The following is a 24,309-nucleotide window of genomic DNA, read 5'->3' as shown; positions in this document are numbered from 1 at the left end:
CCGACATCAACAGCACCGTTTTCCAGGAGCTCCGGAGGAAACGGAGAGGGCGGCCGGAAGGGGGTCCGCAGGGGGTCGGACCGGGGCGTAACGGGCTGGAGCGGACCATGACAACGTGGCGCAATCACGCCTGTGCAAGGAGTCACGGCAGTGCTCCACTTACCCATCGGCACCAGGCACCGCGTCACCCCGTTCCCCACTCCCGAGAGGCTCAGCCATGCCGGCCCAGCGACCACGGCTCCTGCACCGCCTGACCACCCTTGCGACCGGGCTCACCGCCGCCGCCTGCCTCACCCTGGCCGGGGCCGTCCCGGCCGGCGCGGCCGAGCTGGACGGGACGAGCGAACCGGGCGAGTTCGCGCTCTACGGCGGGCCGAACACCACCTACGAGGTGCTCGACCTCTACCTCTCCCGGGGCGACTTCAACCAGCTCTCCTGGCCCCGCTACGGCGGCGCGGTGAACGACCAGAACGAGTCCTACTGGAACCGGGACAGCTACACCTGGCACGTCTACAGCGACGCCTACCGCGGCGGCCGGCACGGCTGGATCAACGCCGGGGTGGCCTCCAACGCCACCAGCGCCTTCTGGCACCAGATCTCCTCCGCCTACTACAACTGACCCTCCGTCAGGGTCGTCGTCCCCAGGAGCACCCCCTTGCGTTCCTCCGTCCTGCCCGCCGCCGTCGCCGCCACCGTCCTGCTGCTGGCGGGCTGTTCCGACGGCGGGGCGAGGAGCGCCCCCGGCACCGGGCCCGCGCTGTCCGGCCCGGTGCCGACCCCGGCCGACGCCGGGTCACTGCGGCTGCCGCTCCAGGAGTACCTGCCGAGCGAGGGCGAACTGGAGCGGCTGGACCGGGCGCAGCGGATCCTGACGGACCAGTGCATGGCCAGGTACGGGTACCGCTACCGGGTGCCCGAACTGCCGCCCTCGGGCTCGCCGGGCAACGCCCGCCGGTACGGGCTGGCGGATCCGGCCGAGGCGGCCGGCAGCGGCTACGGCACCCTGGGCACGGACGGCCCGGCCAAGCCCCCGCAGCCCTCGATGGACCCGGCCGAGCGGCTGGTGCTCGGCGGCGAGGACGGCGCCGACCCGGCCTCGCTGCCGGGCAACCAGGCGGACGCGGAGAGGTCGGGCCGGAGCGCGGGCACGGTGAAGGGCCTGCCGGTCCCGCCCGGGGGCTGCGTCCGGGAGGGGTACCTCAGGCTCTGGGTGCCGACCGCGAAGGCGCCCGACCCGCTGAAGGTGCAGGACCTGGACGCCGAGGGCTACGACCGCTCGCGCCGGGACGCCCGGGTGGACGCCGCCCGGGAGGGCTGGGCCAGGTGCATGGCCGGCAAGGGCTACCGGGCCGAGAACCCGGTCAGCCCGCAGCCCGAACTGGGCCTGCGGCCCGAGGCGTTCACCGGTCCGGAGGGGATCGGCGCGGCCACCGCCGACGTGGCCTGCAAGCGGGAGACCAACCTGGTCGGGATCTGGTTCGCGGTGGAGTCCGCGTACCAGCGGGAGCTGGTCGAGCACAACGGCGAGCTGCTGCGGGCCTCCCGCCGTCAGCTGGACGACTCGCTGCGGCTGGCGGCCGGGCTGGTCACCCCGGTCGGCTGAGCCGTCCGTCGGGCCGAGCCGGGCGATCAGCTTCGGATCAGCTTGTCAGTTGCAGAAGTCTTCATCCCGTCAACATCCGGTCGGGCCCGGTCGTTCTTCGGTCGGTTCCGGGCAGACCGCTTGCGGCGGACGGCCCGCTTCCTACAGTCGGTGCACCGAGGCCGCCCGTAGGGGCGCGGCCTCCACCGACAGCGGGAGGGCACCGTGGCAAATCTCGACAGCGCGCTCAAGGACGCCATGAGCATCGACGGTGCGATCGGTGTCGCCCTGGTCGACTACGACAGCGGGATGGCGCTCGGCACCCTGAGCGACGGCAGCACCGAGCTGGACCTGAACGTGGCCGCCGCGGCCAACACCGACCTGGTCCGCGCCAAGATGCGCACCATGCAGATGCTCAACCTGCACGACAACGAGATCGAGGACATGCTGATCTCGCTCACCACCCAGTACCACCTGATCCGCCCGCTCACCATGCCGAACGGGCGCGGCCTCTTCCTCTACCTGGCGCTCAACCGGGCCCGGGCCAACATGGCGATGGCCCGTCACCAACTGCGCCTGATCGAGGGCGGCCTGGAACTCTGACGGTGGACCAGGGGGGTCATGACTCATGCCGGTCCAGCTGTACCAGGCCAAGGCGGAGCTGTTCCGCATGCTCGGACACCCGGTCCGCATCCGGGTGCTGGAACTCCTCCAGGCCGGACCGACCCCGGTCCGCGACCTGCTCGCCGACCTGGAGATCGAACCGTCCAGCCTCTCCCAGCAGCTCGCCGTGCTGCGCCGGGCCGGGATCGTCACCGCCACCCGGGAGGGCCCCACGGTGGTCTACGCGCTGGCGGGCGGCGACGTGGCCGACCTGATGCGGGCCGCCCGGCGGATCCTCACCGAGCTGATCGCGGACCGGGACGCGCTGCTCGCCGAGCTGCGGGCGGCCGGGAACTGACGGCGCGTCACGGGTGGTGGTCCGTCGGAGGCCCGGCCGCACAGCGGGCCTCCGACGGGGTGGTGGGAGGGGGCCACGTTCCCCTCCCACCGGGGCTCGGGATCACAGGAGCGGGGATCCCGAGGTCTCAGGGGGAGGGCTCAGCGGCCGTCCAGCAGCTCCGTCAGACCGGACGCCAGGGTGCGGTACTCCTCGGGGCGGTTGTAGACCTGGGCGCTGACCCGGAGCACCCCGCCGCCGGACCACGGGCGGATCGCCACCCGGGCGTTCAGCCGGCGCCGGATCGCCACCATCAGCGCCTTGGCGGTGTGGTCGCTCTCCGCGCAGCCCGGGGGCAGCCGGACGGCCCGCATCGCCGCGCCGTCCAGGCCGGGCAGGAACCGCAGCCCGGTGCGCTCCACCAACTGCTGCTGCCCGTACACCGCGAGGGCCTCGTTGTAACCGCGGACCCGCTCGGCGCCGAGCTGGTCGAGCAGCGCGAAGCCGGTGGGCGCGGCCAGCCAGGGGGTGTAGTCGGCGGTGCCGCGCCACTCCACCCGGCCGGGGAAGCCCCGGTCGTGCTCCCAGGAGAACATCAGCGGACGGATCCGCGAGCGCCAGCCGCCCGCCACCGCGAGCACCGCGGCGGCCCTGGGGGTGAAGGCCCACTTGTGCAGGTTGCCGATCCAGAAGTCGGCGCCGCCGGCCTGCTCGCCGAGGTCCACCGGGAGCATGCCGGGCGCGTGCGCGGCGTCGACGATCGTGATCACGCCGCGGGCGCGCAGCTCGGCCAGCAGGACCGGGTCGGCGATCTGACGGGCCGTCGGCGAGGTGACCAGGTCGAGCACGGCGACCTTGGTGCGCTCGTCCACGGCCGCCAGGATCCGCTCGCGGACGGCCTCCTGGCCGGGGGTGTGGACCGAGAGCCGGACGGTGCGGACCCGAGCGCCGCTCTCGTCGGCCCGCCGCTCGGCGGCGCGGGTGACCACGCCGTAGCCGTGGTCGGTGACCAGGATCTCGTCGCCCTCGGCGAGCGGGATCGAGTCCAGCACCACCGCCACGCCCTCGGTGACGTTGGTGACCAGGGAGATCCGGTCGGGGCGGGCGTTCAGGGCGGTGGCCACCCGGGCGCGGGCCCGGGCGATCCGGTCCGGCAGCTCCAGGAACCAGCCGTCCGGGTCCTGCTCCTGCTCGGCCCGCAGCTTGGCCTGGGCGCGCTGGACGGGCAGCGGCACCGCTCCGTACGAGCCGTGGTTCAGGTGCGCCACGCCCGGGTCGAGGGTGAACAGCGAGGCCGCCCCCTGGATCTGGCGGGGCAGTTCGTTGCTCATGCGGCTCCCTGAGATGATGGTGTGTGACATTTCACACTGCATACTTCTAGCCGAAATCCCCCCTCCGGGGCAACCATCGGGCCGTGACGCACACCGACCAGTTCCTCGCCCTCAGCTCCCGCACCGGCCGTTTCACCTACGGCGCGCCGCGCGCGGTGACCTTCTCCGCCGACGGCACCCGGCTGCTCTTCCTCCGCTCCACCGGCTCGGAGGACCCGGTGGACCGCCTCTGGCTGTTCGACCTGACCACCCGCCAGGAGCACCTGGTCGCGGACCCCGCCGTCCTGCTGCCCGGCCGCACCGGCGCCCCCGCCGACCTGCCCGTCCTGGAGCGCCGCCTGCGCGAGCGGACCCGGCTCTGGGCCCCCGGCATCGGCTCCTTCGCCGCCACCGCGGACCTCTCGCAGGCCGTCTTCGCCCTCGACGGCCGGATCTTCCGCACCTCGGCCGCCGACGGCTCGACCACCGAACTCCCGGTCGTGGCACCGGCGTTCGACCCCCGCCCGAACGCCGACGGCTCGGTCGTGGCGTACGTGGCCGGCGGCGCGCTGCACCTGACCGACCGGGCCGAGCCGCTCAGCCCGGCCGACGGCGCCGTCTGGGGCGTCGCCGAGTTCGCCGCCGCCGAGGAGCTCGGCCGCACCCGGGGCCACTGGTGGTCCCCCGACGGGCGCGCCGTGCTGGCCACCCGGATCGACGAATCCGCCCTCCCGCTGCGGTGGTTCGCCGACCCGGCGCACCCCGAGCGGGCCCCCGAGAGCTTCGCCTACCCGCAGGCCGGCGGCCCCAACGTGGACCTCCGCCTCTGGGTGCTCGGCCTGGACGGCACCCGCACCGAGATCGGCTGGGACCGCGAGGCGTACCCGTACGTCTGCGCGGCCGGCTGGGAGGGCGACGGCGAGCTGCTGCTCACCGTGGCCGACCGCCTGCAGCAGAACGTGCTGCTGCTCAGCGCCGACCCGGCCACCGGCGAGGCCCGCGAACTCTCGCGCACCATCGACGAGTTCTGGGTGGACGACCTGCCCGGCACCCCGGCCCGGCTGGCCGACGGGCGGCTGCTCACCTCCGCCGACACCCCCGGCGGCGAGGCCCGCGCGGTGGCCCTGGACGGCAAGATCCTGACCGACGAGCGGACCCAGGTCCGCCGGGTGATCGGGCAGCACGGGAGCGGCCTGCTGATCGAGGCCGGCCAGGACGACCCGGCCGACCAGCACGTCTTCCTGCTCGACCCGGACAGCGGCGCGCTCTCCCGGCTGACCGAGGGCACCGGCGTGCACTCCGTCCTGGCGGCCGGCGACACCCTGTACTTCACCCACGCCACGCCCACCGGCATCGCGCGCCGACTCCGGTTCTCCGGCGAGGAGTTCGACCTGCCGGACCGCTCGGCCGCGCTGCCGTACGTGGTCACCCCGAAGCTCGCCCGGGTGACCGAGCTCGGGCTGCCCACCGCGGTGGTGTACCCGCGCGACCACGTGGCCGGCCGCCGGCTGCCCGTGCTGCTCGACGTCTACGGCGGCCCCGGCTTCCAGGCCGTGGCCAACGAGCCGCGCCGCTGGCAGGCCCGCCAGTGGTGGGCCGACCAGGGCTTCGCCGTGGTCACCACCGACAACCGGGGGACCCCCTTCGTCTCGCCCGCCTTCGTCAAGGCGATCTTCCGGCGGTTCTCCGCGGTCGCGATCGAGGACCAGGTGGCCGCGCTCCAGGCGCTCGCCGAGACCCACCCCGACCTCGACCTGACCAGGGTCGGCGTCCGCGGCTGGTCCTACGGCGGGTACTTCGCGGCCCTCGCGGTGCTGCGGCGGCCCGACGTCTTCCACGCCGGCGCGGCGGGCGCCCCGCCCACCGACTTCCGCCTCTACGACACCGCCTACACCGAGCGCTACCTCGGCCTCCCCCAGGAGAACCCCGAGGGCTACGCCGCCGACTGCCTGATCGACGACGCCCCCGCGCTCACCCGCCCGCTGCTGCTCGTCCACGGCCTGGCCGACGACAACGTGCACCCCTCGCACACCCTGCTGCTCTCCGAGGCGCTGCACGCGGCCGCCCGCCCGCACTCCGTCCTCCCCCTCCCGGGCGTCTCGCACATGACCCCCGACGGGATGAACGAGCTCGTCACCGAGGCGGAGCTCGCCTTCCTCCGCTCCAGCCTGGGCTGACGGCACGTCAGGGTCCCGCCGTACCCGGGAGGGTGCGGCGGGACCCGTGTTCCCGGAGGGAAATTTGGGTAGTCCGAGGGGTTCCGTGTGATGGATGACATGTGAAATATTACCCTCGCTCACCCGACCACCCCCGTCCGGAAAGGACCGGTCAGTTGCGCAGAATGACCGCAGCAGCCCTCGCTGCACTGACCACCAGCGCGATAGCGGCCTCGCTGCTCGGCAGCGGAATCGCCGCCGCCGCCCCGCTGCCCACTCCCCCCGTCCAGTCGCAGGATGCCCAGGCCGGTGGCGGGCTGGAGGCCAAGGAGGCCCCGCAGGCGCCGCTCGCCCCGCAGGAGAAGGTCCGTCAGGCCCTCCGCACCAAGGCGCTGGAGCAGCTCAACAAGGGTGCCGTGGCCAAGACTTCGGCGAAGACCGCGCCGAAGCAGGTGAAGATCGGCAACGACTACGTCCAGCTCGCGCAGGAGCGCAAGGACAAGGTCTTCGTCATCCTGGCCCAGTTCGGCGACCAGGTCGACAACACCACGCTCTACAACGGCGTCCCCCGCTACGCCGGGACCCCGGGCCCGCAGCACAACGCGATCCCGAAGCCGGACAAGAGCGACACCCACACCTTCTGGAAGAACGACTTCTCCAAGTCGTACTACCAGCAGATGTTCTTCGACGACACGGCCGGCGCCAACTCGATGCGGAACTTCTACCGCACCCAGTCCTCGGGCCGGTACGACATCGAGGGCAGCGTCTCCGACTGGGTGACGCTGCCGTGGAACGAGGCGCGCTACGGGTCCAACAAGGGCCCGCAGGCCGGCGGCGCCTGGACCCAGGCGCACGAGTTCATCCGGGACGCCACCAAGGCCTGGTACGACGGCGAGATCGCCAAGGGCCGCACCGCGCAGTCGGTCAAGGACGAGCTCAAGCAGTACGACGTCTACGACCGCTACGACTTCGACAAGGACGGCGACTTCAACGAGCCCGACGGGTACATCGACAACCTCGTGGTGGTCCACGCGGGCGTCGACGAGACCTGGGGCGGCGGCGCGCAGGGCGGCGACGCCATGTGGGCGCACCGCGCCTGGGCCCTGCCGGACCCGTCCGGCCAGGTCGGCCCGGAGGGCAACAAGATCGGTGGCGCCCCGCTCGGCGACTCCGGCCTCTACGCCTACGACTACGTGCAGGGCGGCGAGAACTCGGGCGTGGGCCTGTTCTCGCACGAGTACGGCCACAACCTCGGCCTTCCGGACCTGTACCCGACCACGGGCGGCGACAACAGCGTCAACTTCTGGTCGCTGATGTCCTCCGCCTCGTACCTGGGCAAGGGCAAGAACACCACCGGCGAGTACCCGGGCGACCTGGACGCCTGGAGCAAGCTGCAGTTCGGCTGGCTCAACTACGACGACGCGCAGGCGGCCACCAGGTCCAGCCACGCGCTCGGCGTCAGCGGCTACAACACCGACCAGGCGCAGGCGGTGCTGGTGCACCTTCCCCCCGTCACCAAGACCACCACGCTGGCCGACCCGTTCGAGGGCGCCTCGCAGTGGTACAGCGGCACCGGTGACTACCTGGACAACTCGCTGTCCCGCACGGTCGACCTGACCGGGAAGAGCGGCAGCGCCGAGCTGTCCGCCGCCACCTGGTACGACGTCGAGCAGGACTACGACTTCCTGACCGTCGAGGCCAGCGCCGACAACGGCAAGACCTGGAAGGCCCTGGGCGGCACGGTGGACGGCTCGCCGATCACCAACACCGCGGCCAACACCCCCGGCTTCAGCGGCACTTCGAACGCCTGGCGGCAGGTGAGCATCCCGCTGACCGCCTACCTGGGCCAGAAGGTGCAGCTGCGCTTCCACGTCACCTCGGACAGCAACACCCACGGCAAGGGCGTCCTGGTCGACGCGGTGAAGATCACCGCCGACGGCGCCGTCCTGCTGAACGACGGTGCGGAGAACGGCAACCAGGACTGGGTGCTGAACGGCTTCACCCCGCTCAAGGGCAAGGACTCCGTCAAGGAGCACCCGCGCGCCTACGTGGTGGAGAACCGCCGCTACGTCGGCTACGGCGCCTTCCTGAAGACCGGCCCGTACAACTTCGGGTACTCCGGGGTCACCGGCAAGACCAACGTGATCGACAACTACCCGTACCAGGAGGGCGTCCTGATCTGGCTGTGGGACACCAGCTACCTGGACAACAACACCAAGGACCACCCGGGCGGCGGCCTGATCCTGCCGATCGACGCCCACCCGCAGCCGATGAAGTTCTCCGACGGCACCCTGGTGAACGGCCGCGCCCAGACCTACGACGCGACCTTCTCGCTCCAGCCCACCAGCGAGTTCACCCTGCACAAGGGCGGCGTGCTGAACGCCTTCCCGTCGAAGCCGGCCGTGCCGGTCTTCAACGACCGCACCGGGGTCTACAGCGACCCGGCGCTCCCGCAGCACGCGGTGGCCGTCCCGAACACCAACACCAAGATCGAGGTCGTCCGGGAGACCCAGGGCGGCAAGCTGACCACCGTCCGGGTCGGCCCCGCCTCCTGATCACACTTGTGAGCACCACCCGCTGACCACCCGTCAGCAGCACCACCGGAGCCCCGGCCCGCACACCCTGCGGACCGGGGTTCCGGCCGTCGTGCGTACGATCGGCGCAGGCCGGGGAGTCACGTAAGCAGCGCGTGTACCGAGGAGGGGGCCTTGCCCACTGTGGGGTCACTGACCGATCTGCCGGGTCTGCGGCTGATCGGCGGGACGGGAGCGGAACGTTCGGTGACCGGGGTCGCCGAACCCGACGAGGAGGTGGCGGACCGGCTGGTGCGGGTGCCGCCGCAGGCGACCGAGCGGGACTTCGCCCGGCTGGCCGCCGGGCGGGCGGCGGCCGTGGCGGTCACCGCCGAGGAGCCCAGCGAGCGGCACCGGGCCGGGGCCGCGCGGCACGGGCTGGCCCTGCTGGCGGTCGAGGACGAGCGGAGCTGGCTGCACGTGGCGCGCCGGATCGGCGACGCCCGGCTGCGCGAGGTGCAGGGCGAACAGGCCGAGCTGGCCCAGCTGTTGGCCCATCTGCGGGAGCCCGGCGAGCGGGCCGACCCGCGGGCCGACCGGCGGCTGGAGCGGCTGGTGGAGTGGCTGGCCCGGGCGGTCGGCGGCCCGGTGCGGCTGACCACCGGGCGGCCCGGGGAGCCCGCCGTGGCGGCCCCGGCCGGGACGGAGCACCTGCTGGCCGCGGCCGCGCCCACCGTGCGCGAGCTGACCGACGGCCGGCTGCGGGCGGCCGCGCTGGACGCGGGCCCGCTGCTGGTGCGGCTGACCACGGTCGGCGGCAGCCGCCCGTACCCGGTGCTGGCGGTAGGCCGCGGCGCGCCCTTCGACGCCCGCTCCGCCGCGCTGGTCGCGTACGCGGCCGACCTGATCGCCCCGCTGGTGCGGGTGCGGCAGGCGGAGGCGGACCGGGAGCGGCTGGAGGAGGTCAGGGCGGCGCTGCGGGTCGCGGTCTTCCAGCTGCTGATGGGCGGTGAGGTGACGCTCGCCCAGCGCACCGGGGAGGGCCTCTCCCCCGGGCTGCTGGACGCCGAGGAGCAGCGGGTCTACGTCGTGGAGGGCCCGGCGCCGGAGCGCGACGAGCTGGCCCGGCGGTGCCGGGAGGCGCTCGGCGCCACCGCGCTGGTGGTGCGCTGCCCGGCGTACGAGCAGCACCTGATCGTGGTGGCCCCGCTGCGGGACGGGCAGCCGGACGGCCAGGACGGCTGGGACCGGGTCGGCCTGACGCTGCGTGAGTTCGTGGCCGGGCGCCCGGACCGCTCGCTCGGCGGCAGCGGCCGGCTGCCGCTGGCGCAGACCGCGGGCTCGTACGGGGACGCCACCCGGGCGCTGGCGGTGGCCCGGCTGCGGCCCGGGCGGGCGGCGCTGTACGCCGCCGAGAGCCGGCTCGGCCAGGTGCTGGACCCGTCGGGCGCGGCGCGCTGGGCCGAGGGGGTGCTGCGGCCGCTGCACGCGCTGCCGCTGAGCGGGCGGGACCAGCTGCTCGGCACCCTGCACCTGGGCCTGGAGTTCCCGGCCGTGAGCGCCGGGCGGATCCTCGGGGTGAGCCGGAACACGGTGAAGGCCCGGCTGGACCGGGCGGCGGACCGACTCGGCCTCGACCTGGCCGGGGTGACCGGCCGCACCGTCCTGCACCTGGCGCTCCAGGCCTCCACCTCGGTCACCGCCTGCGCGGTGCTCTCCGGCACGGGCCTGCCGGCCCCGGGCCTCGGCGAACTGCTGGCCGCCGGGCCGGCGGTGGACTGGGCGGGCGGGCTGCTCGGCCGGCTGGCGGAGGACGGCCGGGAGCTGCGCGCCACGCTGCTCGCCTGGGTGCGCGGCAACCTCGGGGTGGAGCGGGCGGCCCGGGAGCTGGGCCTGCACGCGCAGACCGTCCGGGAGCACCTGCGGACGGCCGAGCGGCTGTTGCAGCGTCAGCTGCTCTCGGGGGGCGGCGGGGTGTACGAGGTGGTGCTGGCCTTCGCCGCGCTGGGGGAGCTGGAGCTGCCCGTACCGGAGTGACCGTGCACAGGTGACAGTCTCCACGGCGGGGACCGTGCACTCGTGCGATACCTGACGCGGTGGCGGCGGGCGTAGCGTCGGGGACACGAGCCCACCAGGCGGGCTCCGCTGCGAACGGTTCCCTCCGTCGGGCCCGCCTGGTGCACAGAGGTGTTCACCGGGCGGGGGCACCACCCCGCCCGGTGGACAACGGGGGCGGCCCGGTCCGGAGGTCCCCCACCCTCCGAGCCGGGCCACAACAGCGGCGGGATCAGCTCCGACGGAGCGTCAGCAGACCGCCCAGCGGCACGTGCACGGTGAACTCCACGCCCTCCACCGAGGCCGTCGTCGCGGCGACCGTCCCGCCCAGCGCGTCCTGCACCAGCACCGAGAAGCGGCCCGGCACCCGGTCGAAGACCAGCCGGACCAGGGTGTCCGCCTCGGCGTTGGCCAGCAGCAGCGACTCCCACTCCCCCGTGACCCGGACCGGCAGCGCGGCGTAGCGGCCGAAGGCCAGCGCCCCGCCGTCCCGGGCCTCGATCAGCGGGTAGGCCAGCTCGGGGCGGTGCGGGCGGAACTCGGCGCGCTGCAGCAGGGTGCGGTGCTCGCGCATGACGGAGAGCCAGAACCGCACCGCGGCCAGCTGCTCCGGGCTCTGCGCTGCCAGGTCCACCGAGACCTGCGCGGTGGCGAACAGCACCGAGATCAGGAAGACCGCGATCTGCGCGGGCTCCTCCTCCGGGTGCCAGGTGAGCGGGTCGGCGTGCACGGCCAGCGGCCCCGCGGTGAGCCGCAGGTCCGCGCAGCGGACCCGGTTCTCGGTGGCGTTGTGCGGGCAGTCGGTGGCCCGGACCATGGTGGCGTACGGCCACAGGCCGGGGCCCATGTACTGCTGGCGGTGCTCGACCAGCACCTCGGGGCTGGTGGCCCGCAGCCGGGTGTCCAGCTCCGCCAGCAGGCGGCGGACGCCCTCGGCGACCTCGGCGCAGTCCGGGTCGGGCGAGGCGGTGGTGGCCTCGCGCAGGAAGGTGTCGATGAAGTCGATCTTCAGGCCGTCCACCCCGTGCCGCTCGACCGCCGCGGCCAGCCGCTCGACCTGGTGGGCGCGGACCAGCGGGCTGCGCGGGTCGAGCACCGAGGTCTCCAGCATCGGCAGGTGGGCCAGGGTGTGCGGGGCCAGCTCGGCCTGGGCGGCGCTGCGGTCACCGAGGAACGGCAGGGCGTGCCAGAGCAGGTAGTTGAGGCCCAGCTTGCGGATCCGGGCGACGTGCTCGGCGAAGTCCGGGAAGCCGGCCGGGGCGGGCTGCCAGTCGCCGGTGGTGGCGTAGGAGCGGCCGACCTCGTCGGTCTGCCAGCCGTCGTCCACGATCAGCGCGCCGAAGCCGAGCGGGGCGGCCAGCGCGGCGAGGCGCTCCACCTCGGGGGCGGTGATGGTCAGGTGCAGCGCGTACCAGGTGCAGAAGACCGGGTCGAAGGCGGCGTCCGGCACGGTGGAGGCGGGCAGCGACTCGGCCCACCAGTCGGCGCAGCCCCGGACGGTGTCGGCGAAGTGACGGCCGCTCAGGTCCAGCCGCAGCCGGACCGGGCCCTCGTGCTCGACCCAGAAGCTGAAGTCGCCGGTCTCCTCGACCGCGCCCTCGCCGATCGAGACCGGCAGCACCGTCTCGCCGGCCGCGAAGGTGCAGAGCGCCGCGTCGGCGGTGCCGACCAGGCTGCCGACCGGGGCGCCCTTGGGCAGCGAGGCGATCCGGGGCAGGGCCCAGGACGGCGGCAGCCAGCGGGTGCCGGTCAGCGGGGTCCAGTAGCCGGTGGCACCGGTGCAGGGCAGCCGCCACTCGATCCGGGTGCGCACCGGCTCACCGTCGGTGGGGAGTTCGGGCGCGGCCTCGACCACCACCACGCCGGGCTCGGCCTGCGGGACGACCCGGACCGCCAGGTGGGCGGCCCCGACCGCGACGGCTCTGGCCCGGACCCCGGGCAGGCCGAGATCGACCTCGGCCACGGTCTCGGTCCGGCCGGAGGGGTGGGCGCTGCCGTCCCAGCTGAGCGGCTGGGCTGCCTGAGTCACGTCAGTCGTGCCTTTCGTGGGACCCGCGCGGGGCGGCCGCGGAAGCGGTCGGACGGCCGCCCCGCGCGGGAGTTGATGGGTTGGACCCGGTCGGACGTGGCCCGCCGTCACGGTTCCCCGCCACGTCCGACCGGGGGTCTGGTCACCTGCGCAGGGGTCCCTCGCAGGTGTAGTTCGAGGTGCCGGCCTTGCCGCCCGGCCAGACCTCGACCGGGCCGAACCAGCAGTTCATGTCGTCCAGGTTGTTGGCGACGCCCTTGGTCCGGGCCAGCAGGTAGTAGTCCACGGTCGAGGACATGTCCTTGAAGACCTGGTTCGGATCGGCCGCGTTCGCCAGGTTGGCGGTGATCCGGCCCTCGCAGACGAAGCGCATCGGCTTGTTCGCCCAGTCGCCGTTGTCCTTGCAGTTCGGCGTGTTGGCGGTGGCCGAGGCGATCGCGGCCTGCACCTCGGAGGCGTAGGCGTAGCGGAGCCAGCTGTTGGCGGTGAACGAGGTGCTGGGCACGTAGAGGTCCTGGACCTGGGCGGTCTGCGCCTTCAGGAAGGCGTCGTAGCCGGCCTGGAGGGCCTGGTCGGCGCCCATCCGGTCGCGCCAGGCGTCGAAGCCCGCCGGGTCGTCGGCCCGGATCAGCCGGTACATGGTGCGCAGCTCGGCCGGGCGCTCGGCCCAGAGGTACTCGAAGAAGGTGCCGGCGTAGTTGTAGAAGTGGAAGGCCGGGGTGTCGTCGTACCGGGCGTGCAGCAGCTCCTTGACGCTCAGCCGGGGGATGCCGGCCGCCTCGTCCCGGGCCAGCGCGGCGACCAGGGCCTGACGGACCTTCACCCCGCCGTCCCGGGTGGAGCCGTCGAAGAACTCGGCGGTGCCCTCGTCCATCGCGGTCAGCCGGTCGTCGGCGTACCAGCGGGCCTCGCCGAAGTAACCGGGCGTGGCCCAGCGGCCGTTCAGGTAGTGGACGTACTCGTGCCGGAAGAGCTCCTCCAGCGTCAGGTACGACTCGGCGGTGGTCCGCTGGTAGGTGTAGAAGGTGGCGCCGCGCTCGATGTAGATGCCGCCGTTGGCGGTGCCCATGCCGGTGAGCAGCGGGTGGTAGAGCTCGTAGGCCGAACGGGTCGGGTAGAGCCGGATGTTGAGGGTGGCGTTCGGGTCTCCGTCCAGCGGGGCGTCGGCGCCGAGCACCCGCAGGAACTGGGTCTTGACCTGCTTGCTCGCGTAGTACATCCGGTCGACGGTGGCCCGGTCCAGCGCGGTGCGGACCACGATGGCGCCGTTGTCGTAGCTGTAGGTGTAGGGGAACACCTGGGCGTCGTACTTGGCGGCGCAGACGTCGTACTGCCCGCAGACCCCGAAGGTGTTGGCCCAGCCGACCACCTTCACCCACGGGCCGGAGAACTCCCCGAAGACCTGCTTGGTGGTGGAGAGCAGCCAGCCGATCTCCCCGACCACGCCGGCCTTCAGCTCGGCGACCTCGCCGAAGCGGCCGTACTCGGCCATCGCGTCCCGGGCCATCCACTCGTTCTGGGTGCCCTTGAGGTGGCCGTAGCCGGCGAAGTCGCGGAACGCGGTCCGGTAGGAGGCGTCGGCGGTGACCGGCGGGAGGAAGGCCGGGTCCCGGTTGTAGACGCCCAGGTAGTTGACGTTCAGCGCGGCCAGTCCGGCGGTGCCCCAGGCCCAGCTGTCGGCCACCTTGGTGCCGGGGCCGAACTTGGCCAGCACCCGCTTCACCAGGCCGAGTTGGTACTGCCGCTGGCCGGTGGACCCGGCGGCGACGGTCATCTCACGGGTGGTCAGCGCGGCCGAGTCGGTGTCGGCGAAGGCCAGCGGGGAGGCGGCCCAGGCGTCCACCGCGCGGCGGACGGCGGCCGCCGTGGCGGTGGTGGTGATGTCGATCTCGGCCCGGACGAAGTCGTGGAAGGCGGCCGCGTGCAGGAAGTAGAACAGCTCGTACAGGTGGGCCCGGCCGCTGCCGTCCTCGGTCGGCACCGCCCGGACGATCCGCTCGGCCACGGCCTGCACGTGGGCGGCGTCCATGGTGGTGGCGAAGCGGGCGTCCCAGGTCCAGAGCAGGGACTTGAGGCAGTCGTCGCCCTTGACGGCCGGGTCGGCGAGGAAGTCCGCCAGCTGGGCGGGGCCGAGGCCGGTCAGGCCGTCCAGGGTGCAGGGCACGCCGGCCGCCGTCCGCACCGCGGTGGTGGGGGAAGCCAGTTCCGCGGCGGTCGGGGCGGGGGCGCCGACCCGCTGGGGCATCGCGCCGGGGAAGGGGGTGCCGCCCAGCGAACCGCCGCCGGGCGCGGGCGCCGAGGCGCCCGTCCGGGCGACGGCCTCGCCCAGGTGGGCCAGTTCGTCGTAGCCGGTGGGGAGTTGGGGCGTCGCGGCCTGGAAGGTGGCCGGGGTGGTGACGGCCGGGGCGGGCTGGGTGGCCGCCTGCACCGTCTGCACGGCCGGAAGAGTGAGGGTCGCGGCCAGGGTGGCCGCGAGCAGCGCGCTGCGCGCCGTTCGGGAGGAGGTTCGCACGGGTGTCTCCAGTGGGGGGTGGAGGTGGGTCGGTGTCCGCTCGGAACAGGAGGGGCCGGATCGGGTGGGGCCGTTCGGCCTGGGCTTCCGGAGGGACAGGGTCCCGGCCCGCGCCGCCGTCTTCATGGGGAGGACGACGGCGGCACGGGACGGGGTGCCGGGCACTGACGCGGGGTCAGGTCCCGGAGCGGAGGTGCTGACGCGGGGTCAGGCCTCGGGGAAGTGGCAGGCGGCCTGCCGGCCGCCGCCGGTGGCGGTGATCTGGAGCAGCGGCCGCTCGGTGCGGCAGATCTCCTGCGCCTTGGAGCAGCGCGGGTGGAAGGTGCAGCCGCTCGGCGGGTTGGCCGGGCTCGGCGGGTCGCCGAGCAGCACGATCCGCTCCCGGCGCCGCTCGGCGGCCGGGTCGGGCAGCGGCACCGCGGAGAGCAGCGCCTTGGTGTACGGGTGGGCCGGGCGGTCGTAGACGTCCTGCCTGTCGCCGATCTCGACGATCCGCCCGAGGTACATCACCGCGACCCGGTGGCTGATGTGCTTGACCACCGCCAGGTCGTGCGCGATGAACACGTAGGCCACGCCCAGCTCGCGCTGGAGCCGCTCCATCAGGCCGACGATCTGCGCCTGGATCGAGACGTCCAGGGCGGAGACCGGCTCGTCCGCCACCACCAGCTCCGGGCGGGTGGCCAACGCCCGGGCGATGCCGATGCGTTGGGCCTGGCCGCCGGAGAACTGGTGCGGGTAGCGCTCCAGGTGCTCGGGGGCCAGCCCGACCAGGTCGACCAGGTCCCGGACCTCGCGCTGGATCGCCGCGGTGGCCAGGCCCTGGGCGCGCAGCGGGGCGGCGATGATCTGCTGGACGGTCTGCCGCGGGTTCAGCGAGGCGAACGGGTCCTGGAAGATCATCTGCAGCTTGCTGCGCAGCGGGCGCAGCTCGCGCTGCCCGGTGCGGGTGATGTCCTTGCCCTGGAAGGAGACCTGACCGGCCGTCGGGTCCAGCAGCCGGACCAGCATCCGCCCGGTGGTGGACTTGCCGCAGCCGGACTCGCCGACCAGGCCCAGGGTCTCCCCGGCCCGGACGTCGAAGCTGACGCCGTCCACCGCCTTGATCCCGGCGCTGCGGCGCAGGCCGGAGCGCGGGCCGGGGAAGGTCATGCCCAGGTTCTCGACCGTCAGGATGGTCTCGGTGGTCACTTCGGTGGTGGTCATGCGGTCACCCCGTCGAGGTCGGCCGCGTCACGGACGCAGGCGTTGCGGTGCTCCGGGGCGACCAGCCGCAGCGGCGGCCGGCCGTCGGTGCAGAGCTCGCTGGGGTCCTTCGCGTAGACCTGGCAGCGCGGTTGGAAGGCGCAGCCGGGCGGCGGGTTGAGCAGCGAGGGCGGGGAGCCGGGGATGGAGCGCAGGGCCTCCCCCTCCGGGGCGTCCAGCCGCGGCAGCGAGTCCAGCAGGCCCCGGGTGTACGGGTGCCGCGGGCTGGTGAACAGCGTGTCGGCCGGGGCCTGTTCGGCGGCGGCGCCGCCGTACATCACCAGCACCTCGTCGGCGACGCGGGCGATCACGCCGAGGTCGTGAGTGATCATCATGACCCCGAGCCCGCGGTCCTGCTGGAGCTTCATCAGCAGCTCCAGCACCTGGGCCTGGACGGTGACGTCCAGCGCGGTGGTGGGCTCGTCGGCGATGATCAGGTCCGGCTCGCAGGAGAGCGCGAGCGCGATCATCGCCCGCTGGCGCATGCCGCCGGAGAACTGGTGCGGGTGCTCCCCGGCCCGGCGGGCCGGCTCCGGGATGCCCACGTCGCCGAGCACCTCGACGGCCCGGGCCCAGGCGGTCTTCCTGGAGCCGCCGAAGTGCTCCCGGTACGCCTCGGAGATCTGGTCGCCGATGGTGAAGTACGGGTGCAGCGAGGTGAGCGCGTCCTGGAAGACCATCGCCATCCGGCGGCCGCGCAGCTTGCGCACGGTCTCGTCGGGGGCGCCGATCAGCTCGGTGCCCTCGAACTTCACCGAGCCGGTGACCTTGGCACCGCGGTGCAGGCCCATGACGGCCAGCGAGGTGACGGACTTCCCGGAGCCGGACTCGCCGACGATCCCGAGGGTCCTCCCCCGTTCGACGGTGAAGTCGACGCCCTTGATCGCCTTGACGACGCCCTCGGCGGTGTTGAACTCCACCTCGAGGTTGGAGACTTCGAGCAACTTGGTCATGAGAGCCTCGCCCTCGGGTCGATCCAGGCGTACATCAGGTCGACCACCAGGTTGGAGGTCACGATGAAGAACGAGGCCAGCAGGGTGACGCCCATGATGACCGGCTGGTCCGCCTTGTTGAGCGAGTCGGCGAAGAGCTTGCCGACGCCCGGGAGGCTGAACAGCTGCTCGGTGATCAGGGCACCGGCGAGCAGGCCGCCGAGGTCCAGGCCGAGCATGGTGGCCACCGGGGTGAGCGCGGGCCGCAGCCCGTGCCGCCCGACCACCCGGCGCTCCTTGAGGCCCTTGGCCCTGGCGGTGCGCACGAAGGGCTCCTCCATGGTCTCGATGACCGAGTTGCGGGTCATCCGGGCGTAGAGCGCGGCGGAGAGCAGGGCCAGCGTGATCCACGGCAGGATCAGGTTGCGCAGCCAGCCGACCGGGTCCTCGCCGAAGGCGATGTACCGGGGCAGCGGCATCAGGCCCAGCACCGAGACCACCACGTAGAGCAGGATCATCGCGGTGAAGTAGACCGGCAGCGCGGCGATGCCGATGGTGGCCACCATCACGGTGCGGTCGATCCAGGTGTTCCGCTTGAGGGCGGAGACCACGCCGGCCGAGATGCCCAGGGCCAGCCAGCAGACCGCCGCGCCCAGCGCCAGCGAGGCGCTGACCGGAAAGCGGTCCATCATCAGGTCCCAGACCGGCTGGGCGCTCTGGAAGGAGTAGCCGAAGCAGGGGAAGTCGCAGTGGACCGCGTACTGCCCGGTGCCCATGGTCTGGCCGGCGAAGATGCCGACCAGGTAGCGGCCGAACTGGACGATCAACGGGTCGTTCAGGCCCAGCTGCTGACGGACCATCTCGATCCGCTCGGTTGAGCAGTCCTTGCCGCAGAACTGGGCGGCCGGGTCGGCCGGGAAGAGGTAGAACACCGCGAAGGTCAGCGCGCAGATCACCAACAGCGTGGCGGCGATGCCGACCAGACGGCGGATCAGGAACCAGATCACGACTTGCCGCCCTTCGGGTCGAGGGCGTCGCGGAGCGCGTCACCGATCAGGGTGAAGCCGAGGACCACCAGGAAGAGGCAGAGGCTCGGCAGGACGAAGAACATCGGGTCGACCTTGTAGTACTGCACCGAGTCCGAGATCATCTGGCCCCAGGACGGGGTCGGCGGCCGGACGCCGACGCCGAGGAAGGTGAGGGCCGCCTCGGTGCCGATCAGGCCGGGGATCGCCAGCGTCACGTAGACGATGACGGTGCCGGAGAGGTTGGGCAGGATCTCGGTGAGCAGGATCCGGCCCGAACCGGTGCCGCTGGCCCGGGCCGCCTCGACGTACTCGCGGTGCTTGAGCGAGAGGGTCTGGGCCCGGATGACCCGGGCGATGTAGGGCCAGCTGAACACGCCCATCACGATGATCAGCAGCAGCACCCGGTTGACGTCCCGGGCCACCGAGAGCAGCGCGATCATGAAGATCAGGGTGGGGAAGGACATCATGACGTCCATGAACCGGCTGATCACGGTGTCGATCCGGCCGCCGAAGTAGCCGGCCAGGATGCCGAGGGTCACCCCGATCACGGTGATCAGGGCCGCCGAGGCGAAGGCCACCAGCAGGCTGATCTGGGCGCCGTAGAGCAGGCGGGCGAAGATGTCCCGGCCGAGGCCGGGCTCGACGCCCAGCCAGTGGTCGGGGCTCATGCCGCCGAGGCTGCCCTTGGGCAGGCCGCCGAGGTAGGAGTTGATCGCCCTCTTGTCGGTGTCGGCCGGGCCGTGGCCGCTGATCATGGTGATCAGCGGGGCGAGCAGGGCGACCAGGACGAAGAAGGCGATGATGCCGAAGCCGGTCAGCGCGGCCTTCTGGCGGCGCAACCGCTGCCAGGCCAACCGCCAAGGGGAGGCGGGGGGTTGAGCTTTGGTGGAGGCGGGGGCAGCGGGACTGGCCGCCGCCCCCGCTCCCCCGGTCCCGTCGGTGCCGTCGGCACCGGCCCGGGACGGAGAGAGCGGGGCGGTCATGCGAACTCCCGGTTACTTGACGGACTTCAGGCCGATGACGGCGTAGTCGACCTGGCCGGCCCAGACCGGGTGGGCGAAGGCGCCGGCGATGTTCGAGCCGACCAGCAGCGGCTTCTTGGCCCAGGCCAGCGGCACGGCGGGCGACTTGTCCATGATCGAGCCGTCCAGCGCGAGCCACGCCTTGTCGGCCGCGGCCTTGTCGCTCAGGCCGGCGATGCGGTCCAGCTCGGCGTTGGTGGCCGGGTCGTTGAAGCGGGTGACGTTGCCGAAGTTGCCCTTGTCCTTGATGATCTTGCCGTCGTAGATCATCGGCAGGAAGGTGGCGGCCGAGGGGTAGTCGGGGCACCAGCCGCTGATGGACAGACCGGTCTGCTTGGTCTTGTCACCGACGATCGAGTTGACCGCGGTCGGGTCCACCACGTTGATGGTGACGTCGACGTTGACCTTCTTCAGCGAGGCCTGGACGGCCTCGGCCTGCTGCTTGCCACCGGTGGAGGTGGTGAGCTCGGTCTTGAAGCCGGCCGCCTGGCCCGCCTCGGCCAGCAGGGACTTGGCCTTCTCGACGTCGCCGCCCGGCTTGATCTTGAAGTGGTCGACCGACTTGCCGTCGGTGAGCACCGGCGGCAGGTAGGTGGTGGCGATGTCGACGAAGGCCGGACCGCCCTGGGCGGCCTGGAAGGCCTCCTTGTCCACCGCGTACTGCATCGCGAGGCGGACCTTGGGGTCGTTGAACGGGGCCTTGCTGTTGTCCATCTGCAGCGAGGTGGTGCAGCCCGCGTTCTCGGAGATCAGACGGGCCTTCAGCTCGGGGTTGGTGAGCACCTCGCTGATCTTCGAGGAGACCAGGTCGACGTAGGAGAGCGAGCTCTTGTCCTCGCCCTGGTCGGCGATCAGGCGCTCGGCCACACCGGTGCCCTTGAGGGTCTGGTCGACCACGATCTTGTCCGGGTACGCCTTGCGGACGGTGTCGGTCTTCTCGTCCCAGAAGGTGTTGCGGACCAGCACCATGCGCTTGCCGCGGTCGTAGCTCTCGATCTTGTACGGACCGGAGGAGACCGGGTGGTTGCTGTAGTTGGCGCCGGCCTCCTTGGCCTTCGGCACCGGGGCGAAGGTCGGCAGCGTCACGGTGTAGCCGAACTCGGCCACCGGGCGCTTGAGGTGGAAGACGATGGTCTTCTCGTCCGGGACCTCGATCGACTCCTTGCCGAGGCGCTGGCCGGCGAGCGGGCCCTTGTAGTCCTCGGGCGCGTTCAGGTAGACCCGGGCGTAGTCCGGGCCGCCGGGGAGCTCCGGCGAGTAGGAGCGCTCGACGTTGTACTTGATGTCGTCGGCGACGATCGGGGTGCCGTCCTCGTACTTGAGGCCGTCCTTCAGCTTGAAGGTCCAGGTCTTGCCGCCGTCGCTGGACTGGCCGAGGTCGGTGGCCAGGTCCGGCTCGATCTTCAGACCCTCGGCGCCGGGCGCCGCCTTGAAGGTGGTGAGGGTCCGGTAGAGGACGCGGACGCCGAAGTCCATCACCGGCATGGTCCAGTTGCGGGTCGGGTCCAGCTGGTCGAAGTCGGTGTTCGACAGCAGGTTCAGGGTGCCGCCCTTGACGGGGGTGCCGCCGATGATGCCGTCGCCGCCGGTGACGACGGGCTTGTCCGAGTCGTCGGACGAGCCGGTGCTCGAACAGGCCCCGAGGCCGAGGGTGAGTGCTGCCGTGATCGCGGTCGCGAGCGCGGCGTGGATGCGCCTGGTCATGTGCAACTCCGCAGTGGGAGGCCGCAGCAGCGGCCTCGGTCCGCCCCGGGGCTGATCCGGGGCCACCAGGAGTGCCGCCCGCCGGGGTCTAGCCGCTCCAAGGTGTGACCCGTAACATAGTAATGTGAAATTGCACTGGCAAGAGATGGAGCGGGCCGTTACCGAGCTGTGTCCCTCCAGCCACTCAACTCCCGCCATGCGCAAGGAAACACTGCACGTCAGACCAGTACGTGCGTAAGAGCACCGCCACCGTCCAGTCCGGCGAAGGAGCCGCAGCCGTGTCCGACCCCCGCCCCCTCAACACCGGCAGTCACGATCTGCCCGTCTCCCCCGCGCTGGACGCCTTCATGGGCACCGGCTGGGCGGCCACCCCGCTGCCCGCCACCGACCGGGTGAACGGCTACGCGTTCATGCCCGCCCGCCGGGCCAGGCTGGCCGCCGCCTTCCCCGGCGAGCGACTGATCGTCCCCGCCGGGCAGTTGAAGGTCCGCAGCAACGACTGCGACTACCGCTTCCGTCCGCACAGCGCCTATGCCTGGCTCACCGGCCTCACCGGCGAGGAGCAGGTCGGCCACGTCCTGGTGGTCGAGCCGAGTGGTGAGCCGGTCCTCTACCTCCGTCCGCGCTCCCCCCGCGGCGGCGGCAGCCCCTACGGCTCCGAGTTCTACCGCGACCGCCGCTACGGCGAGTTCTGGGTCGGCCGCCGCCCCGACCTGGACGAGGCCGCCCAGCTCACCGGCATCCGCACCGCCCACCTGGACGAACTGGAGGACCTGCTGAAGGGCCCCCAGGTGACGACCCGTCTGCTCGGCGGCGTCGACCCGCTGCTGGACGCCCTGCTGCCGGCCTCCGACACGCAGCTCGGCTCGGTCCTCTCCGAGCTCCGCCTGGTCAAGGACAGCTGGGAGGTGGAGCAGCTCCAGCTCTCCGTCGACCTCACCACCACCGGCTTCGAGGACGTGGTCCGGGCCCTCCCGCTCGCCCTGAAGCACGGCCGCGGCGAGCGCTGGCTGGAGGGCACCTTCAACCTCCGCGCCCGCGCCGAGGGCAACGGCACCGGCTACGAGACCATCGTCGCCTCCGGCGCCCACGCCTGCGTGCTGCACTGGATCCGCAACGACGGCGCCCTCGACCCGTCCAAGCTGCTGCTGCTCGACGCCGGCGTGGAGACCGACTCCCTCTACACCGCCGACATCACCCGCACCCTCCCGCTCAGCGGCACCTTCTCCCCGGTCCAGCGCCAGGTCTACGAGCTGGTCCTCGCCGCCCAGGACGCCGGCATCGCCACCCTCAAGCCCGGCGCCAGCTTCCGCGACTTCCACCGGGCCGGCATGCGGGTGATCGCCGAGGGCCTGGCCGACTGGGGCGTGCTGAAGATCAGCGCCGACGAGGCCATGCGGGAGGACAGCGGCCTGTTCCGCCGCTACACCCTCTGCTCCAGCGGCCACATGCTCGGCCTGGACGTCCACGACTGCGCCAAGGCCCGCGCCGAGACCTACCTCGACGGCAAGCTGGAGGAGGGCCAGGTCCTCACCGTCGAGCCCGGCCTCTACCTCCAGCCCGACGACGAGACCCTGCCGGCCGAGCTGCGCGGCATCGGCGTCCGGATCGAGGACGACCTGGTCATCACCTCCGACGGCGCCCGCCTGATGTCCGGCGCGCTGCCGCGCTCGGTCGCCGGTATCGAGGAGTGGATGGGCACCCTGCTCGGCTGAACCGGCTTGCCATGATGGGGGCATGACGGACAGCGACGTTGTACTGACCCCGGCTCAGGCGGTGGCCGAGTCGGGGTTCAGTCTCGACACCCTGCGGTACTACGAACGGATCGGCCTGCTGGGCGAGGTACGGCGCTCGGCCAGCGGCCACCGCCGCTTCACCGCCCACGACCTGGCCTGGCTGGGCGTGCTGCGCTGCCTGCGGGACACCGGGATGCCGATCGCCGACATGCGCGACTACGCGGAGCTGGTCCGGGCCGGCGACTCCACGGTCGCGCAGCGGCTGGCGGTGCTGGAGGCCCACGACGAACAGGTCGAGGAGCAGATCCGGGAGCTCCAGCGGCAGCGGCAGGCGATCCGCGACAAGATCGCCTACTACCGCGAGGTGCTCTGAAGCCCCGTCAGGCCGGTTGTCCGAACGCCGTGATGAGCTCGCGGGTGAGGGCGGCGGCCGGGCCGGTGCGGGCGAGGTGGTGGGCGGTGCCGGCCCAGAGGTGCATCGCCTCCAGGTCGCCCCGGGCGGTGGCCGCGGCGCGCAGCGGGGCCGTGAGGTGGTGGATCTCCGGGTAGCCGGTCGGGGCGAGCGGGCCGTAGCGGTCGATGAACGCGTTGCGCAGGCCGCGGGCCGGGCGTCCCGTGAACGCCCGGGTCACGGTGGTCGGGCCGGCGTGCTCGGCGAGGGCCTTCTTGTACGGCTCGTTGGCTCCGGACTCGTCCGTGCGCAGGTACGCGGTGCCGATCTGCGCCGCGACCGCACCGGCCTTGCGGACGGCGGCGAGTGACGGGGCGTCGGCCAGGCCGCCTGCCGCGATCATCGGCAGGCCGACGCCCTTGAGCTCCTGGAGCAGTGCGGGCAGCGGGGTGCTACCGGGCACCGCGTCCGCCCGGTGGGTGCCGCGGTGGCCGCCGGCCTCCGGACCCTGTACGCAGAGCGCGTCCATCCCCCGCTCGGCCGCCGCCCGTGCCTCGTCCAGGGTGGTGACGGTGGCCACCTGGTACGTGGCCGCCGCCCGGAACGCCGCCGCCTCGGCGGCGCTCGGCAGCCCGAACGTGTACGAGACCACCGCCACCGGCTCGGCCAGCAGCAGCGCCGTCTTCTCCTCCCACCCGTCCCGGTCCGCCCCGATCTCCTCGGGCAGCACCACCCCGTGCCGCACCGCTTCCGGCCGCAGCACCTCCCGGTAGGCCGCCACCACCGCCGGATCGGAGGGCACGTCCGGCACGAACAGGTTCACCCCGAACGGACGGCCCGTCAGCTTCCTGGTCTCGGCGATCTGATCCCCGAGTGCCGCGGCGGACTTGTACCCGCCCGCCAGAAACCCCAGCCCACCGCCCTCATTCACGGCAGCCACCAACTCGGGTGTGGACCCACCCCCGGCCATCGGAGCAGCAACAATCGACGGAACCCTCATGCCTTCACGTTAGTGGTCATACCGCTGGGGGCGCGAGGAACTGCGCGAGTCCGGAAGGCGGCCACGGCACTAGGGCCTGTTTCAGAAGTGGATCAAGGTCATGCGATGATCTTGATCCATGGCTCGGGGAGATCTGACGGACGCCCAGTGGGCAGTG

Annotated in this window: 18 protein-coding genes; 9 read left to right on the top strand and 9 right to left on the bottom strand. The window is 72.6% G+C overall.

Going from position 1 to position 24,309, the window contains the following annotated elements:
• The first annotated feature begins 217 nt into the window (after positions 1-217).
• From ACZ6ZR_RS16945 to ACZ6ZR_RS16930, 4 genes are all read left to right on the top strand, one after another.
• Complete coding sequence (locus tag ACZ6ZR_RS16945; RefSeq protein WP_465642988.1) at positions 218-619, top strand: peptidase inhibitor family I36 protein; 402 nt, start codon at positions 218-220, stop codon at positions 617-619.
• A gap of 36 nt (positions 620-655) precedes the next feature.
• Positions 656-1,603: a hypothetical protein gene (locus tag ACZ6ZR_RS16940; protein ID WP_465642986.1), complete on the top strand. Its 948-nt coding sequence runs from the start codon at positions 656-658 to the stop codon at positions 1,601-1,603.
• Positions 1,604-1,807: 204 nt separating this feature from the next.
• Positions 1,808-2,185 (top strand): hypothetical protein, encoded by a 378-nt coding sequence (locus tag ACZ6ZR_RS16935; RefSeq protein ID WP_465642984.1) that lies wholly within the window; start codon positions 1,808-1,810, stop codon positions 2,183-2,185.
• 25 nt (positions 2,186-2,210) lie between these two features.
• Complete coding sequence (locus ACZ6ZR_RS16930; RefSeq protein WP_465642982.1) at positions 2,211-2,543, top strand: ArsR/SmtB family transcription factor; 333 nt, start codon at positions 2,211-2,213, stop codon at positions 2,541-2,543.
• Between the two features lie 140 nt (positions 2,544-2,683).
• On the opposite strand, the gene ACZ6ZR_RS16925 is transcribed toward ACZ6ZR_RS16930, so the two are convergent.
• The gene (locus ACZ6ZR_RS16925; RefSeq protein ID WP_465642980.1) at positions 2,684-3,853 is read right to left on the bottom strand and encodes an aminotransferase class V-fold PLP-dependent enzyme; all 1,170 of its coding nucleotides are present in this window, start codon (positions 3,851-3,853) and stop codon (positions 2,684-2,686) included.
• 83 nt (positions 3,854-3,936) lie between these two features.
• Between ACZ6ZR_RS16925 and ACZ6ZR_RS16920 the strand changes: the two genes are divergently transcribed.
• From ACZ6ZR_RS16920 to ACZ6ZR_RS16910, 3 genes are all read left to right on the top strand, one after another.
• Positions 3,937-6,009, top strand: a complete 2,073-nt coding sequence (locus tag ACZ6ZR_RS16920) for a S9 family peptidase (RefSeq protein WP_465642978.1) — start codon at positions 3,937-3,939, stop codon at positions 6,007-6,009.
• 164 nt (positions 6,010-6,173) lie between these two features.
• The gene (locus ACZ6ZR_RS16915; protein ID WP_465642976.1) at positions 6,174-8,543 is read left to right on the top strand and encodes an immune inhibitor A domain-containing protein; all 2,370 of its coding nucleotides are present in this window, start codon (positions 6,174-6,176) and stop codon (positions 8,541-8,543) included.
• 162 nt (positions 8,544-8,705) lie between these two features.
• A complete protein-coding gene (locus ACZ6ZR_RS16910) occupies positions 8,706-10,538 on the top strand; it encodes a helix-turn-helix domain-containing protein (RefSeq protein ID WP_465643160.1) in 1,833 nt (610 codons plus the stop codon).
• A 250-nt stretch (positions 10,539-10,788) separates the two neighbouring features.
• Here ACZ6ZR_RS16910 and ACZ6ZR_RS16905 read toward each other — a convergent pair whose 3' ends face one another.
• The 7 genes from ACZ6ZR_RS16905 to ACZ6ZR_RS16875 all read right to left on the bottom strand — a co-directional run bounded on the left by ACZ6ZR_RS16905 (position 10,789) and on the right by ACZ6ZR_RS16875 (position 21,025).
• A complete protein-coding gene (locus ACZ6ZR_RS16905; protein WP_465642974.1) occupies positions 10,789-12,585 on the bottom strand; it encodes a glycoside hydrolase family 36 protein in 1,797 nt (598 codons plus the stop codon).
• A gap of 142 nt (positions 12,586-12,727) precedes the next feature.
• Complete coding sequence (locus ACZ6ZR_RS16900) at positions 12,728-15,097, bottom strand: collagenase (protein ID WP_465642972.1); 2,370 nt, start codon at positions 15,095-15,097, stop codon at positions 12,728-12,730.
• Between the two features lie 207 nt (positions 15,098-15,304).
• The gene (locus ACZ6ZR_RS16895) at positions 15,305-16,300 is read right to left on the bottom strand and encodes an ABC transporter ATP-binding protein (RefSeq protein ID WP_465642970.1); all 996 of its coding nucleotides are present in this window, start codon (positions 16,298-16,300) and stop codon (positions 15,305-15,307) included.
• Positions 16,297-17,292 carry an ABC transporter ATP-binding protein gene (locus tag ACZ6ZR_RS16890; protein WP_465642968.1) on the bottom strand — a complete coding sequence of 332 codons (996 nt, stop codon included), beginning with the start codon at positions 17,290-17,292 and terminating at the stop codon, positions 16,297-16,299. Before ACZ6ZR_RS16890 ends, ACZ6ZR_RS16895 begins: the two co-directional genes overlap by 4 nt.
• Positions 17,289-18,278, bottom strand: coding sequence for an ABC transporter permease (locus tag ACZ6ZR_RS16885; protein ID WP_465642966.1), 990 nt, complete (start codon positions 18,276-18,278; stop codon positions 17,289-17,291). Before ACZ6ZR_RS16885 ends, ACZ6ZR_RS16890 begins: the two co-directional genes overlap by 4 nt.
• The gene (locus tag ACZ6ZR_RS16880) at positions 18,275-19,282 is read right to left on the bottom strand and encodes an ABC transporter permease (RefSeq protein ID WP_465642964.1); all 1,008 of its coding nucleotides are present in this window, start codon (positions 19,280-19,282) and stop codon (positions 18,275-18,277) included. The genes ACZ6ZR_RS16885 and ACZ6ZR_RS16880 overlap by 4 nt, the downstream gene beginning before the upstream one ends.
• 12 nt (positions 19,283-19,294) lie before the next feature.
• Entirely contained in the window at positions 19,295-21,025 is a 1,731-nt protein-coding gene (locus tag ACZ6ZR_RS16875; protein WP_465642962.1) for an ABC transporter substrate-binding protein, read from the bottom strand.
• 278 nt (positions 21,026-21,303) lie between these two features.
• On the opposite strand from ACZ6ZR_RS16875, the gene ACZ6ZR_RS16870 reads away from it, so the two are divergent.
• A complete protein-coding gene (locus tag ACZ6ZR_RS16870) occupies positions 21,304-22,740 on the top strand; it encodes an aminopeptidase P family protein (RefSeq protein WP_465642960.1) in 1,437 nt (478 codons plus the stop codon).
• A 22-nt stretch (positions 22,741-22,762) separates the two neighbouring features.
• Positions 22,763-23,134 (top strand): MerR family transcriptional regulator, encoded by a 372-nt coding sequence (locus ACZ6ZR_RS16865; protein WP_465642958.1) that lies wholly within the window; start codon positions 22,763-22,765, stop codon positions 23,132-23,134.
• Between the two features lie 7 nt (positions 23,135-23,141).
• On the opposite strand, the gene ACZ6ZR_RS16860 is transcribed toward ACZ6ZR_RS16865, so the two are convergent.
• Complete coding sequence (locus tag ACZ6ZR_RS16860; RefSeq protein WP_465642956.1) at positions 23,142-24,152, bottom strand: NAD(P)H-dependent flavin oxidoreductase; 1,011 nt, start codon at positions 24,150-24,152, stop codon at positions 23,142-23,144.
• Positions 24,153-24,309 lie beyond the last annotated feature (157 nt).

The organism is Kitasatospora sp. NPDC088742 (assembly GCF_055584905.1).
The sequence above is the reverse complement of the archived record's forward strand: the minus strand, read 5'-3'. Positions and strand labels throughout refer to the sequence as shown.

Coding starts and splice junctions, on each gene's coding strand:
- ACZ6ZR_RS16895 (WP_465642970.1), bottom strand. CDS start 16,300: ATGACCACCACCGAAGTGACCACCGAGACCATCCTGACGGTCGAGAAC.
- ACZ6ZR_RS16860 (WP_465642956.1), bottom strand. CDS start 24,152: ATGAGGGTTCCGTCGATTGTTGCTGCTCCGATGGCCGGGGGTGGGTCC.
- ACZ6ZR_RS16875 (WP_465642962.1), bottom strand. CDS start 21,025: ATGACCAGGCGCATCCACGCCGCGCTCGCGACCGCGATCACGGCAGCA.
- ACZ6ZR_RS16865 (WP_465642958.1), top strand. CDS start 22,763: ATGACGGACAGCGACGTTGTACTGACCCCGGCTCAGGCGGTGGCCGAG.
- ACZ6ZR_RS16880 (WP_465642964.1), bottom strand. CDS start 19,282: ATGACCGCCCCGCTCTCTCCGTCCCGGGCCGGTGCCGACGGCACCGAC.
- ACZ6ZR_RS16930 (WP_465642982.1), top strand. CDS start 2,211: ATGCCGGTCCAGCTGTACCAGGCCAAGGCGGAGCTGTTCCGCATGCTC.
- ACZ6ZR_RS16890 (WP_465642968.1), bottom strand. CDS start 17,292: ATGACCAAGTTGCTCGAAGTCTCCAACCTCGAGGTGGAGTTCAACACC.
- ACZ6ZR_RS16915 (WP_465642976.1), top strand. CDS start 6,174: ATGACCGCAGCAGCCCTCGCTGCACTGACCACCAGCGCGATAGCGGCC.
- ACZ6ZR_RS16945 (WP_465642988.1), top strand. CDS start 218: ATGCCGGCCCAGCGACCACGGCTCCTGCACCGCCTGACCACCCTTGCG.
- ACZ6ZR_RS16925 (WP_465642980.1), bottom strand. CDS start 3,853: ATGAGCAACGAACTGCCCCGCCAGATCCAGGGGGCGGCCTCGCTGTTC.